Origin of the sequence: Aurantimonas sp. A3-2-R12 (assembly GCF_036016755.1) — a bacterium.
Classification (GTDB): Bacteria; Pseudomonadota; Alphaproteobacteria; order Rhizobiales; family Rhizobiaceae; genus Aurantimonas; species Aurantimonas coralicida_A.
On the sequence record NZ_JAYXIH010000064.1, the window covers coordinates 1 to 14,166 of the forward strand.

General features: G+C 64.2%; 10 protein-coding genes. 3 read left to right on the top strand and 7 right to left on the bottom strand.

The annotated features are described in order from the left end of the window. The first annotated feature begins 858 nt into the window (after positions 1-858). From VSX60_RS20685 to VSX60_RS20695, 3 genes are read left to right on the top strand one after another with little or no spacing between them, the layout of a single operon-like run. On the top strand, positions 859-1,062 hold the full coding sequence (locus tag VSX60_RS20685) for a YgaP family membrane protein (RefSeq protein WP_327626145.1): 204 nt from the start codon (positions 859-861) through the stop codon (positions 1,060-1,062). Between the two features lie 60 nt (positions 1,063-1,122). After that, positions 1,123-2,130, top strand: a complete 1,008-nt coding sequence (locus tag VSX60_RS20690; RefSeq protein ID WP_327626146.1) for an efflux RND transporter periplasmic adaptor subunit — start codon at positions 1,123-1,125, stop codon at positions 2,128-2,130. Beyond that, positions 2,127-5,372 carry an efflux RND transporter permease subunit gene (locus tag VSX60_RS20695; RefSeq protein ID WP_327626147.1) on the top strand — a complete coding sequence of 1,082 codons (3,246 nt, stop codon included), beginning with the start codon at positions 2,127-2,129 and terminating at the stop codon, positions 5,370-5,372. The genes VSX60_RS20690 and VSX60_RS20695 overlap by 4 nt, the downstream gene beginning before the upstream one ends. A 134-nt stretch (positions 5,373-5,506) precedes the next feature. Here the strand turns inward: VSX60_RS20695 and VSX60_RS20700 are convergent, their stop codons facing one another. From VSX60_RS20700 to VSX60_RS20730, 7 genes are all read right to left on the bottom strand, one after another. After that, complete coding sequence (locus VSX60_RS20700; protein WP_327626148.1) at positions 5,507-5,866, bottom strand: ArsR/SmtB family transcription factor; 360 nt, start codon at positions 5,864-5,866, stop codon at positions 5,507-5,509. 174 nt (positions 5,867-6,040) lie between these two features. Continuing rightward, positions 6,041-9,130: a molybdopterin dinucleotide binding domain-containing protein gene (locus VSX60_RS20705; RefSeq protein WP_327626149.1), complete on the bottom strand. Its 3,090-nt coding sequence runs from the start codon at positions 9,128-9,130 to the stop codon at positions 6,041-6,043. Continuing rightward, positions 9,123-10,274 carry an NrfD/PsrC family molybdoenzyme membrane anchor subunit gene (gene nrfD / locus VSX60_RS20710; protein ID WP_327626150.1) on the bottom strand — a complete coding sequence of 384 codons (1,152 nt, stop codon included), beginning with the start codon at positions 10,272-10,274 and terminating at the stop codon, positions 9,123-9,125. Before nrfD ends, VSX60_RS20705 begins: the two co-directional genes overlap by 8 nt. Then, on the bottom strand, positions 10,255-11,133 hold the full coding sequence (dsrO, locus tag VSX60_RS20715) for a sulfate reduction electron transfer complex DsrMKJOP subunit DsrO (RefSeq protein WP_327626151.1): 879 nt from the start codon (positions 11,131-11,133) through the stop codon (positions 10,255-10,257). The genes nrfD and dsrO overlap by 20 nt, the downstream gene beginning before the upstream one ends. A gap of 289 nt (positions 11,134-11,422) precedes the next feature. Beyond that, positions 11,423-12,502 (bottom strand): YncE family protein, encoded by a 1,080-nt coding sequence (locus VSX60_RS20720; protein ID WP_327626152.1) that lies wholly within the window; start codon positions 12,500-12,502, stop codon positions 11,423-11,425. A 140-nt stretch (positions 12,503-12,642) separates the two neighbouring features. Continuing rightward, complete coding sequence (locus VSX60_RS20725) at positions 12,643-13,074, bottom strand: hypothetical protein (protein ID WP_327626153.1); 432 nt, start codon at positions 13,072-13,074, stop codon at positions 12,643-12,645. A 350-nt stretch (positions 13,075-13,424) separates the two neighbouring features. Continuing rightward, on the bottom strand, positions 13,425-13,691 hold the full coding sequence (locus tag VSX60_RS20730) for a YgaP family membrane protein (protein ID WP_327626154.1): 267 nt from the start codon (positions 13,689-13,691) through the stop codon (positions 13,425-13,427). Between the last annotated feature and the right edge of the window lie 475 nt (positions 13,692-14,166).

Genomic DNA, 14,166 nt, shown 5'->3' on the forward strand with positions numbered 1-14,166 from the left:
GGGCGATCGCTTCGGTGGAGAGGCGGTCGGGGCCGAGCTCGTCCGCCAGCCGCAATGTCGCTTCCAAAATCTCGGCCTTGCGCTCGGGGGCGGGTTTTCGAACGGCCATAACGGTTCCAAATATTAGTGATGGAGCACTAACTAAACCATGCATGGCTATTTGCCAATCGCGTATCTGCAAGCGGCTGAAAGGGAAGTGTGCGACCGCGCAGGTTAGGCGATAGCCAATAAGGCGGTCGGCGGCGCGCCGCCCATGACGAAGGCAAGGCTCGGATCCGAGGCTCCACGGCTGCCGCCGATGTTTCCTTGATCTCGCCGCGATCACGGCCCGCACAGGCTGACTTAATGGAAGCACCCGCGCAGAACGCCTTCAGCAAGGCTTCGATGATCAGCAGGAGTTCGGTCCGAGCGATCTTGTCGTAGGCTGTCGTCCCGGCGNCACAGGCTGACTTAATGGAAGCACCCGCGCAGAACGCCTTCAGCAAGGCTTCGATGATCAGCAGGAGTTCGGTCCGAGCGATCTTGTCGTAGGCTGTCGTCCCGGCGCCTCGCGCCTCGACCAGCCCATCCGCCCGCTGCCGCATGAGCTGCTACGACATCGGCACCGGGTCGATCGCAAGCTCTTCGCGCGACCGACTCACGGGCTTTTTCCCGTCGGCCAGTGCGCAGAGCACGAGTAGCCGTTACGGATGCGACAGGTGCCCATCAGCTCCGCCGCCTCTTCCGAAGCCTGAATCAAATCATCTACATTCATGATATTGAATTTAAGGAATTTGAATGTTAGATGGAGCACCAGTCGGAAGCGCTTGGATTTCCAGGGGCGCGGGTCTGGCCCGCTGGTTGACAAAGGAAACGAAGATGACGCTCGATCGTGTGGTATTGTCCTTTGCGGGATTGATGGTCCTGCTGTCGGTGGCGCTTGGCGTGTATGTTTCTCCCTACTGGCATTTGTTGACGGTCTTCGTCGGTCTGAACCTGATCCAGTCCTCGTTCACCGGCTTTTGCCCCGCCGCCATCGCGTTTAGAAAACTCGGCGTGAAGCCGGGTTGCGCTTTTTCCTGACGGCTGAGGCGGGCCGCTCGATCGGCCCGTCAGCCAAAATATGTGATGCGGAGACCTTTCATGGAATCCTTGCGGGCCGGAGGGGTCATTGTCCTTGCCGTGGTGATGTTGTGGTCGGCGGCCGGCGCGGCGGAGTTCGTCGTGCGCGCGCAGACGATCGAGGAAACCAAGGCCGTCTTCGGTCAGGTCGAGGCTCGCGACGTGGTGCCCGCCCGGGCCCGCATCGGCGGGACGCTCCGACAGATCTCGGTCGACGAAGGCGCGCAGGTCGAGAAGGGCGAGGAGATTGCGCTTGTCGTGGACGACAAGATCGCGCTTCAGCTTGATGCGGCCGACGCGCAGATCCGGGCGTTGCAATCCCAACTTGGCAGCGTCCAGACAGATCTCAACCGTGCTCAGGAATTGTTGAAGCGTGGGATCTCGCCGCAATCGCGCGTCGATCAGGCCAGTTCCCAAGTGGACGTTTTGACGAACCAGGTCACCGCCGCCGAGGCCGACCGTGCCGTCATCGAGCAGTCCTCGCGCGAAGGTAAGGTTCTCGCGCCGGCATCCGGCCGGATCCTGACGATTCCGGTGACGCCGGGCTCGGTCATCATGGCTGGCGAAGCGGTCGCCCGTGTCGCCGGCGGGGGCTATTTCCTCCGTCTGTCGCTGCCCGAACGCCACGCGGCGGCAATCGTCGAGGGCGACACGGTCAAGGTCGGTCAACGAATGGTGTCGCGTTCAGCCAACGGTCATCCGCCGGAGCTGCGCGAAGGCCGGCTGGTCCAAGTCTATCCGGAAATTGCCGAGGGCAGGGTGCAGGCCGATGTCGAGGTGGAAGGGCTCGGCGATTACTTTGTCGGGGAACGGACTTTGGTCTGGATTCCCGTCGGTCGCCGGGATGCCATTGCCATTCCGCCGGAAGCTGTGACGACCCGCCACGGCGTTGACTATGCCCGCCTGGCCGGCGAACCGGACCCGCTGGATGTGGCCGTGATCCTCGGCGACAGGCTCATGGTCGACGGCAGCGAAAAAATCGAAGTCCTGAGCGGCTTGCGAGAGGGCGACCGGATCTTGCTGCCATGAATCTCGGAATTGCCGGTCGCCTGACCAAGAGCTTCATCGGTTCTCCGTTGACGCCGCTCTTCCTGCTCGCGGCCTTCGCGCTCGGACTGGTCGCGCTGGTTTCCCTTCCGCGCGAGGAAGAGCCTCAAATCTCGGTGCCGATGGTCGACATCCGGGTGCGCGCCGACGGGCTCAAGGCGGAAGATGCGGTCAAGCTTGTCACCGAGCCCTTGGAAACCATCGTCAAGAGCATCAATGGCGTCGAACACGTCTATTCGCAGACTGAGGACGACGGCGCCCTTGTCACCGCGCGGTTCGAGGTCGGCACCAGCGCTGATTCGGCGATCCTGCGCGTTCACGACAAGGTTTTCGCCAATCTCGACCGTATCCCGGTCGGCATCCCGGAACCGCTGATCGTCGGGCGCGGCATCGACGACGTCGCCATCGCCGTCGTTACATTGACGCCGACGGCGGAGGCCGCCGAACGCTGGACCGCCAACGGTCTGACCCGACTCGCCCGCGAACTTCAGGTCGAACTGTCGAAGCTTCCCGATATCGGCCTCACCTACATCGTCGGACAGCAGCCCGAAGAGATCAGGATCGAGCCGGACCCGGAGCGTCTGTCGCTTTATGGGATCACGCTGCAGCAGCTCACCGGGAAGATTCAGGGAGCCAACCGCTCGTTCCAGGCTGGATTGATCCGGGAAGGGGGCCAACAAGAAGTCCTGGTCGCGGGGCAGACGCTGCAGACGCTTCCTGAAATCGGCAATCTTCTGCTCACCGCCCGCGATGGTCGACCTGTCTATGTGCGCGACGTCGCCGATGTGGTGCTCGCCACGGACCCCAACGAGACGCGGGTGACCGCGGTGCGCAGGAGCGGGGAGGATTTGGAGCGCGTCCCGGCGGTCTCGCTGGCGATCGCCAAGCGGGCGGGAACCAATGCCGTGGTCATCGCGGAAGAGATCATCGATCGCCTGGAACAGGTGCGCGGACAGATCTTCCCGGCGGATGTCGAGATGACGATCACGCGCAACTACGGCGAGACGGCCAACGAAAAAGCCAACGAGCTGCTCTTCCATCTCGGCTTGGCGACCCTTTCGATCGTCGTGCTGGTAGCCTTCGCGATCGGCTGGCGCGAGGCGATGGTCGTGGCCATCGTGATCCCGACGACGATCCTGCTCACGCTCTTCGCCTCATGGCTGATGGGCTACACCCTCAACCGCGTCAGTCTTTTCGCGCTGATCTTCTCCATCGGTATTCTGGTCGACGATGCCATCGTGGTCATCGAGAACATCGCCCGCCATTGGTCGATGAAGGACGATCGCGGCCGCGCACAAGCGGCGATCGAAGCGGTGGCCGAGGTCGGAAATCCGACCATCGTGGCGACATTGACGGTGGTGGCGGCGCTTTTGCCGATGCTCTTCGTCTCCGGACTTATGGGCCCTTATATGAGCCCGATTCCCGCCAATGCGTCGGCGGCGATGCTGTTTTCTTTCTTCGTCGCGGTGATGCTGACGCCCTGGCTGATGCTCAAGCTCGGCGGCAAGGGTGGGCACGGCGAATCAAACGTCGGTCACGACGCGATTGGACCTCTCGGCCGCTCCTACATCGCCGTCGCGCGCCCGATCCTGAAGACGCGGGCGCGGTCCTGGCTGTTTCTCATCATCGTGGGCATCGCGACGCTGGCCTCGCTGACGCTGCTTTATACCAAGGACGTCACCGTCAAGCTTCTGCCCTTCGACAACAAGAGCGACCTTCAGGTCGTGGTCGACCTGCCGGAGGGCTCGACGCTCGAGGATACCGACCGGGCATTGCAGGCCATCGTAGAGCGGATGTCGCCGATCCCCGAAGTCGTCTCGTTCCAGACCTATGCCGGAACGTCGGCGCCGTTCAACTTCAACGGTTTGGTCCGGCACTACTATCTGCGGGCGGCGGCGCAGATGGGAGACGTTCAAGTGAACCTTCTTCCCAAGGACGAGCGCGACCGGGCCAGCCACGATGTCGCCCTGGACATTCGCAGCCGCCTCGCCGGACTCGATTTGCCCGAGGGCACGAGCGTGAAGGTCGTGGAGTCGCCGCCCGGCCCGCCGGTGCTCGCCACGCTGCTGGCGGAGATCTATGGCCCCGATGCGCAGACGCGTCGGGCCGTCGCCGCGAAGGTGCGCGAGACCTTCGCGTCGGTGCCGTTCATCGTCGACATTGATGATTCCTACGGCGTTCAGGCGACGCGCGCGCGCGCCAGCATCGATCAGGACAATCTCGAATACTACCGGGTCGAGCAAGGCGATATCTACGACACGATCCGGGCGCTCTATTCCGGCAACACGGTGGGGTATTCGCATCGGGGCGAGGGACGTCAGCCGATCCCGATCCGTATCGGAATGGCGAAGGGCGACCAGCGGCTCGACGAGCGGGCCCTCGCGACGCCCGTCCCCGCCAATGCCTTGCCGGGCGAGCGGGGCATCGTGGAACTCGGCGATGTCGTGGCGATCACGCGCGAGCCCGCGTCTTTCCCGGTATTTCGCCGAAACGGTCGGGCCGCGGAAATGGTAACGGCGGAACTCGCCGGCACGTTCGAAGCCCCGATCTACGGCATGCTGGCCGTGGGGGACGCGATCGAAAAGGCCGATTGGGGCGACCTACCCAAGCCGGTCATCGCGTTCAATGGCCAGCCGGATGACGAGAGCCATCCGACGCTTCTGTGGGACGGAGAGTGGGAGGTCACCTGGGTGACCTTCCGGGACATGGGCGCGGCGTTCATGGTGGCGATTCTCGCCATCTACATTCTCGTCGTCGCCCAGTTCAGCTCCTTCAAGCTGCCACTGGTCATCCTGACGCCGATTCCACTTACGTTCATCGGGATCATGTTCGGCCACTGGTTGTTCGCCGCGCCGTTCTCGGCGACGTCGATGATCGGCTTCATCGCGCTCGCCGGCATCATCGTGCGCAATTCCATTCTGCTGGTCGATTTCATTCGCCACACCCGTCACCCGGATCGCCCGCTCATCGACGTGCTTTTGGAAGCCGGCGCGATTCGCTTCAAGCCGATCCTTTTGACCGCGCTCGCCGCCATGATCGGCGCCGCGGTAATCCTGACCGACCCGATCTTTCAGGGGCTGGCGATATCGCTGCTGTTCGGACTTGCGTCATCCACGGTGCTGACCGTGCTCGTCATACCGGCGATCTACGTGGCGCTGCGGGGCGAGGGCGCGCCCAAGACATCTGTGGAGGATTCCGAGGGGAGCGCGGCGACGCCCGGCTGATGCATCGGTCGAGGACAGGAAGATTGATGTTGACGCCCGCCATCTCACGGATCGTTTGAGTGTCGGCCCAGGCGAACAGGCGCGGAGGATCGCCCTTGGTCCAACGCGCGCTGCAATTTGGCGGAAGCGCCAGGTCAGTCTTTACCCGTGTTCCTTTCGACCAACAGGCCGGCGAAGAGACGTTGGAGCGTGACCAGCAGCTCCGTGATCTGCGGGTTCGCGAGTCTGTACCAGACGGTCGGGCCGTCCCGTCGATAGGCGACCACTCCGGCCGCCCGCATCTTGGCCAGGTGCTGAGAAAGGGCTGATTGCGACAGCCCGACCGTCCGGGCGAGCGCGCTGACGTTCACCTCCCGCTCCTTTACCAACTCGCTGATGATCAGAAGCCGCCGCTCATTCGCGAGGATGCGCAGTAAGTTCCCCGCAGCCGTCGCCTTCTGCTGCGTTGCCGGAATTTCAGAGGGACTATTTTGATTTTTCACGGTGAAACCCATTGGTACCGTGTATGCGCGCAATGGAATTTTACTCCGCGATCGATGTCTGCAATCATCAAATCCGTCGCTCCATTCGCGGTGCCTTGAGATGTTGCCGCGGCCGGCTCCGAATATTCGGAGCTGGCTGCGATCGCCGAAGACGCATCGGCATCCGCTGCCGATATCACGCCTGCCTCAGGCCATCGCCCGGCTGACCCTCACGGGCAGGCCCTGGCGCACGCTGGCGCCGCTGATCGGCTCCAGCCATGTACCGGCGACGCGGCGCGTCGGATCGGCGAAGCCTAGGTCGTTGAGGTTTACTCCGGCTCCGATCCACTCGTTGCCCGGACGCTCCTGTCCGTCGATGACATGGGTGCCGGCGCCCAGCTCGCGGTGGCCGAAGCCGTGCTCGATGCCCAGGCAACCGCGCATGACCCCGTCGCCGACCAGCGCGAGGCCTGTCACCGTGCCCCCGGGGCTTTCGATGCGGATGGTGTCGCCGTGGCTGATCCCCAGCCGGGCGGCATCGTCGCGATGCATCAGGATCGGGTTGTACGGCTTGATCATCCGCAGCCGTTCCAGCCCGATGGCGTAAGGGTTCATCAGGTTCGACTTGTAGGAGAACGCCAGCAAAGGCCAATCGTCCTCGCTATAGACCTCGCGCATGGGGCTGCCGTCGGCCAGTTCGGCCTGCCGGAACTGGGGCACGCCCCGGTGCCGCTGGCCAGTCTGGCTGTCGATCGCGGTGCCCACATCTTCATTGTAGATGCAGAGCGTGCGTTCCCACGGATTGCCCAGGTTCTCGCCATCATGCGCGGCCTTGTAAGGCTGGAAGCGGCCGCCGCGGGAATAGAGATAGGTGACGGCGCCGCGCTCTTCCTCGGGAAGCACAGCGTCGATCTTGGGCAGCAGCAGGTCCAGCCCGCTCAACGCCACATCCTCCTCGCTCGCGTCCGGCAGCCGATCGCCCTGATAGGCGATGTTGGCACCGGCCCGCAGGAAGAAATCCTCGGCGGTTTCGAGAGGCAGCATGGTTCCGTCGGCCGCTGGGATCGCCTCCGCGCCGAAACCGGTCAGCCCCAGCTGTTTCGCCGTGGCAATGAAGAACGTCTCCATGCTCACCGGTTGGCCGCCCTCCGTTTTCTGCTGGCGCGGCTCGACCACCGGCCAACAGGCCGTGGTCATCTTGGTCAGGTTGCCCGACCATGCCCCGGTAAACCCCCAGACCTCGTACATCACCGAATCCGGCACGATGTAGTCGGCATACAGGTTGGTCTCGTTGATGAAGCCGTCCACTGCTACGTACAAACCGAGTTTCTTGGGGTCGGCGAGCTTCTCCTCGATCAGGGTGTGCAACCCGGCCTGACCGTAGATCGGGTTGGCCATGCACCCGATCAGCGCCTTGATCGGATAGGGATAGCCGTCGAGCGCAGAGGACAGGTGCTCGGTCAGCGTCGGTGGCGCAAGCGACCGCCAGGGCGCCGTTGCTGGATAGGGGTTCTCGCCGGCCGCGACCTTGCGCTTGTATTCCGATGATTTCTCGTAGGGAAACCCCGAGCGGGAGAGGAAGAGCCCCTTCGGCTTGCGCATGCCGGGGAAGGTTTTCAGATCATAGCGCGGACCCTTGCCCATGCCGTTGAAACTGCCGCCGCCTTGGGCGGAGCCGCCGGTGTGGTTTATCGACCCGGCCAGCAGATTCAGCATTTGCACGCCGAAGGTGGCGTAGAATCCGGTGCTCGACATCATGCCGCCATGGCTGTCCGAGACCGCACGGCGGCCCGCCGCCTTGAACCGCTCCGCGATGTCGACGATCCGCGCTTCGGGGATGCCGCACTCGGCGGCATAGTCGGCCAGCGAACGCTCCTGGGCGGATTCGAGCAGCAAGGCGAGGCTACTTTTCACCGCGACCGTCGCGCCATCGGGAAAATCGACCCGAGCCGACACGAAAAGGCTCGCCTTGCCGGCCGCATCGGACGACACAAGGCCATCGTCGGCCATGACCATCGCCGCGTCATCGTCGGCCCCCGCTTCGGCCTGTCCAAGGTCGGAGCGGCGCAGGAAGTGTCCCTGCCGCGCATGCCCGTCCTCGACGATCACCAGATGGGTCGCGTTGGTGTGACCCACCTCGCCAGCCGCCTTTGCCGCCTTGCCCGACGGCAGGGCCAGGAAATCGGCGGCATAGCCGTCGTTCTCCAGCAGCCAGCGAATCAGTGCCATCGCCAATGCGGTATCGGTGCCGGGCCGGACTGGAACCCAGTTCGATGACGCTCCTGCCGATTTGGTAACCGAGGCATTCAACGCCGGGTCGACCACGACATAGTCCAGATTGCCGCGCGCCCTGGCTTCGGCGATCAGTCGTCCCTGCCGCTTGAACGGGTTGCCCGCCTGGCTGGGTGCTGTGCCGATGAACAGGCCGAAAGTGGCGCTGGCGAAGTCCGGCTTCGTGTGCGCGTACTTCTTCATGTCGTTCATGACCGCGCCCGAACCCATTCGGAACGCCAGTCCGCAATAGGATCCGTGATGGCCGTAATTGCGGGTGCCGAAAGCGTTGAACACGAATCGCTTGAGCAGAGCCGAACGGCCGTAATCCGTCGCCTCCATCACCAGAAGCTGGTTGGTCTTCGGCCCGTATTCGGGATTGTCCGGATCGATCGGCGTCTCGTAGTCGTTGATCGCGCGCAGGCCCTCCACCGGACCTTCGCCGAACAGATCGCCGCCCTCGCAGATCTCCTCGATCACCTGCTCGAAGGGGACTTGCGTCCACTGGCCGCTGCCGCGCGGCCCGGTGCGTTTCAGGCAGTGGGTTACGCGGTGCGGGCTGGTGATCTGGGCGATCATCGCATTGCCACGCGCGCAGGCCGTCGAGCGGTTTTCCTGTCCCTGGTCCTGCCAGGCGCTGACGCTGCGCAGCGCCTCCTTGACCGGTGTGGCGTGGTCCAGGTGCTGATCCGCCGAGAGCGGATTGTACGGGTTGCCGGTCACGCGCAGAACCTGGCCGGTCTTGTTGTCAATCCGGACGCGAACGCCGCACTTTGTCGTGCAACCATAGCAGGCCGTGAAGGCCATGCGCTGGTCCGGGTTGGGGGTGAGCTCTCCGGTGTCGAGATCGACGCGATATTCCGGTACCGGCGCATTGCCGAAGATCGGATGCTTGGGCTTTTCGCCGGCGCTGCCCGACAGCCCGGCGGCCATCTTTTCCAGCGGTTCGGCATAGCCTGCGGCGAAGGTGGCCGCGCCTCCGGCGGCGACGGCGCCCTGAAGCAGTCTGCGACGTGTCTTATCCATAGCTTGGCTCTCCTTCGATGCCCGAGATCCCGGGTGCCTGTGCGTGGCCGCCGAGGGCGGCGCGCCAGGGCACGAAAAGATTGATGATCAGGACGACGGCCAGCCAAAGGCCGAAGGTGCCGACGATGCCCAGAAGGCCCTGCGACCCGAGCGAGATGCTGTAGTCGTTGTATCCGGCGCTGTTTCGCGCCACGGTCTGCACATCCATCAACACGGTCCAGCGGAACATCCAGGCGACATGAAGCGCCAGGAGGCCGACGATCCAGCGAAAGCCGCGCAGCGGCCGTATGACCACCATCAGGCCGGCGCTGAGGAACAGCAGGACGCCGGCGCCCGCGGCCCAGAAAGCGACGCCTCGCCATTCGGGATTCAGGCGGACCGACTCGAGCGCCGCTGCCACCGACCCTTCGTTCAGCATGAGACCCTGGGCAAACCATCCGGCCGCGGCGAGGCCCGCCAGAACGGTTGTGCCGAGGATCACGGCCAGCATCTGATTGCCGCCGGTCAGATAGCGCAGACCGGAAAAGCGATTGAGGACCAGCACCAGACCCGCGGCGCCGATGACCCCGGTCAGGAGGAACATCGCCGGCAGATATTCCGTGTGCCACAGCGGCCGGCCCTTGAGCACCGCGACCTCGGCCCCGGTATAAAGCATGACCGCCAGCGACATGACGATCGCGGCCAGCCCGGTCAGAACGATTAGCCAGTGCGGACTCTTCCAGCCGCCCAGCGGCGCGATGCGTCCGACGGTGCCCTGCAGTCCGGGCGCGTTGGCCCAGGCTTTCAGCGGCTCGCGCCAGACCAGCCAGGCCAAGACCACCACCAGGCCGACATAAAGCGGCAGGAACAGGCTGCCCAGCGACATCCAGGACCACGGCGTCGGATAGGCGTAGAAATGCCAGAAACGGAGCGGTTGGTGCAGGTCTGCCAGAAGCGACACGGGCGCGACCACGGCGGTGGACATCGCCGCCAGTAATGCCAGCCGCGCCGTCGGCTTCCAGCGATCGTTGCCGAAAATCAGGCCGGGCACGGTCAGCCAGAGCGCGCCGTAGGAAAGCGCGATCAGAAAGAAATACTGCACGGCCCAAGGATACCAGGCGATGCCATAGCGCGGGGCGATCAGCTCAATGCTCAGCGAATTCATAACCCAACTCCTGTCCTTCCTCGCCGCGCACATCCCAAAGTCCCGGAACGGCCTGGGGCCGGTCGACGAACCGCTCGTCCATGCCGAGATAGAAGACATGCGGCCGCGTGTTCTTCTCCGGCTGAAGCACCATCAGCTCGTCTCGATGCGCCTCGATCATCTTGGAAATCTGGCTGTTCGAATCGTTCAGGTCGCCGATGATCCGCGCGCCCCCGACGCAGGATTCGACACAGGCCGGCAACAGCCCGGCCTCCAGTCGATGAGCGCAGAACGTGCATTTGTCTGCGGTCTGAGTCCGCTCGTTGATGAACCTTGCGTCATACGGGCAAGCCTGGACGCAGTAGGCGCAACCCACGCAGCGGTCGCTGTCGACGACGACGATGCCGTCCTCGCGTTGGTACGTGGCCTGAACCGGGCATACCGGCACGCAGGGTGGGTTGTCGCAATGGTTGCACAGGCGCGGCAACATGAATTGGGCCAACTCGCCCGTCTCCACGCTTTCGACCTCGTATTGCGAGACGATCGTGCGGAACTTGCCCAAAGGCGCTTCGTTTTCGATGTGGCACGATACGGTGCAGGCTTGGCAGCCGATGCAGCGGCGCAGGTCGATCAGCATGGCGTAGCGCTTGGCGGGGTCGCCGCCGCGGCGCGGGGGCTGTTCGTTGATCGCAGCGTTGGCCACGCCGGCAAACGGCACGAATGCCGCGCCAGCGCTGATACGCGCGATCTGCCCTAGAAAAAGTCGGCGGGCGTTGTCCATGATGCCTCCGTTCTGATCGCGATTCGCCGACGCTGTTCGACGACTTTCGTCAGACCGTTGGTGCTCCGATGTTGCGACGCACGCTTTGACCTGGATCAAGCGAAATGCGGCCCCTTGCGCCAAGGGTGTTCAGCCGCGAGCGAGTCACTCCAGCGGTAACGTAAATCCTAATATTTCTTTAAAAACCATGTGGATAGCGGCGTTGTGGCCGACGCGAAATCTCATCCGGCAACATACATGATCGAATTGTGCGGCGCCGAGATCGGCATCTCGCAGGCCGAGCCGATCTGGACGAAGTGTCCACTCCTTCCAACCCGGCGTGCCACAGGGGGAGGGCGGCTGACGGGCCGCCCTCCTCGTTTTGCTCGGCGTTGACGCGGGCGTCCGATCAGCTCGAAGGGACGATCACCATCTGGTGGGCCGTGCCCTCGACCTTCACCTCGCTGATCGTGCTCAGGTCGTTGACGTCCAGCACCCAGAACTTGGGCTCCTCGGCGCTGCTGACATAGATCTTGCCTGTTCCTGGGATCGTTCTCAGGTGGTAGGGCGCCGGCGCCAGCTCGGCGAAGCTGACCTCGCCGCTGTCGAGGTCGACGCGACCGATCCGGCCGGTCTCCCGCACTGCGGCGAACAGCGTCTTGCCGTCCTCTGACAAATCGAGGCCATGCAGCATTCCGCCCATCTCGAAGCTGCGGCGAACCGTCATCGTCTCAGGGTCGATCTCGCTGACCGTGCCGTCGCCGTCATTGGTGACGTACAGGGCGCTTTCGTCCGCGGCCATCACCAGGTGCCCGGGATTGGCGCCGGTGGCGACCGTCGGCCCCGCCGTCCAGCCATCGACGGCGATGCGGCTGACGGTGCCGGCGCCGGCATTGCCGACGAACAGCGCCTCGCCATCCTTGCTGAAGATGGCGTAGTTCGGCGTCGCCGCGGTCTTTACCGTCGTGATCAGTTCGAAGTCCTCGAGCCCGATCACCGAGACAGCGTCGGCGTTGATCAGCGTCACCACGGCGAAGCGCCCGTCCGGGCTGACCGTGACGTGATGCACGGCGCCCGGCACGTCGACCTTGCGCAGGATCTCGCCGCTTTTGCGGTCGATGATCGAAACCGTGCTGACGAGCTCGTCGGACGGTTTCGCGGAGGTCTTCTCCGACATCCCGTGGTGCGCCTCATGGTCCTCCTCGGAGACGCCGACAGGCTTTGCGGGCGCCTCTCCCGCCGAACGAGCGGAGAGGCTTCCGGCGATCAGCAGGCGCCCGTCCGGGGTTCCGGCCAGCCCATGCACCGCCTCGGTTCCGGAGATACGGTCGACCTCGGCGTCCGTCGCCGCGTCGATGGCCAGAATCTGGTTCTCCTCGCCGAGCGGTATGTAGACCAACGGCTCCGCATGGACGGAATCGAGGCCAAAGAGCACCATCGCCAGGGCGATCGGTGCGGCGGAGTGGAGGAAGCGTCGGTGGGTTCTCATCATTGTCTCCAGTTTTTTAGGGATTCAGCATTTGCGACGAGAACGGCCGGCGCGGCGCAAACCCCGGCACTGCCGGGGGGCTGCATCGCAAGGCGGCGTCGCGACAGGGAGCCGCGATCGACGCCGGCCGTCCGTAAAAATCAGCTGATCGGGGGGTGGTGAGGCGGGCTTTCCGTCCGTTCCCGGAGCGAGTCGGAGACCGTGGCGATCACCCGGTTCGATCCTTGCGCTCGCAGCAGCGGGCGCTCCGGCGCGACGAAGAAATGCACGCATGGCGCGTGCTGAGGGCACGCGGCGGCGGGGAGAAGGGCTTGCCCGGCATCGGTCTCGCCATCTGTGACGGCTGCGTTCAGGAAACAGCGACCCGTCTCATCTCCGGCGGGTGCGTTCGCCTGGACGGCCGACCAGCCGCATTCGGTCATGGCCATCGGTCCGGCTGCGGCTCCGTGACCGAGGCCCGAGAGCACCAGGGCGAGGACGGCGAGAACGCCGACAAACAGGCTGAACGCCGGTCGACGCGCGTACTGCGTCAGAACCGGACGCCGGTGCTGTCCCGACCGTGCTGTGACCATCCGTAGTTCACCTTTCCCCCACGGGTTCCCTTGGGGCGTGATGCGCGTCAAGTGCCGTCTTCCAGCAGGCTGAGCGCGCCTTTGAAGTCCTTCGGATTGCCCTTGCGCACCGGTATGGTCGCCTTGTGTTTGTGTCGGCTCACTATTTCTCCCCCGCCGTCTGCCAGTCAATTCCGGCATCGCCGAAAGGCAAGACAACGCCGCTCGGACTCTCCCTGACGTTGCTCACCCGGGAGACGCTGACGGCGGAGGAATTCGCGCCGCCGCAAAGAGGCCGGTAAATCGCGGCGGGTTCGCCCGGCGTCGCGCGGTCGCCGAAGGCCGCGGTGAAGGCCCTCAAGGCAAACGGATCATAGCCGGCTCGACGAGCGGTCCGAGGGAGGCGCCGAGGTCTTTGCGGCATTTCCGGTGGCGGACCGACTGCAGGTGCTGGCGCCGAACAGGGCGTAGGCGGGACAGAACCGGATGAGCGCAGTGAGGACGAGGATCGCGGCGACGGCATAGGCCACCCACGACCAAGGCGATACCAGCGACGCATAGGCATAGGTGGCGAGCGCAATGCCGAAAAGGATTCGGATAACACGGTCGGCGGCGCCGACATTGGCGGTACTGAACATGGAAAGACCTCCTGCTTGGGTTGAGGTCGGGCGAGCCCATTGTGCCATCGGGTACGGTGCCCGCCGATTGATCAGATTTCGTTGATCGGCACCTACAGATACCGTTTTCCGGACGCGTCCGGCTTGCCTGTCGCGGGAATGAACCGGCCCGATCGCGAAGGCCGCGCGTGGGCCTTGCCCGGCTTTGACGGTTGCCCGGATTGCGGATTGATCTGTCGGGTCATCGCGTTCGCCTCATCGGTCGATGGTGCACATTCGCAGGGCGAAACCGACGCGACATTGATCTGGATCAGTGAAGTTGTCGATGATCATCCGCATTCGAGTGGCGGCCGATCTCGCCCAGGATTTCTACGAGATTGCGCTGAGCGTGATCGCGAGCGCATATCGTCATGCACCGATCTCCAGAAGAGCCCGTCGTCGCAGAATGCGGATATCGCGTGAATCGACCAGCTCGATGAGCCGCTGTTCCTTGAGC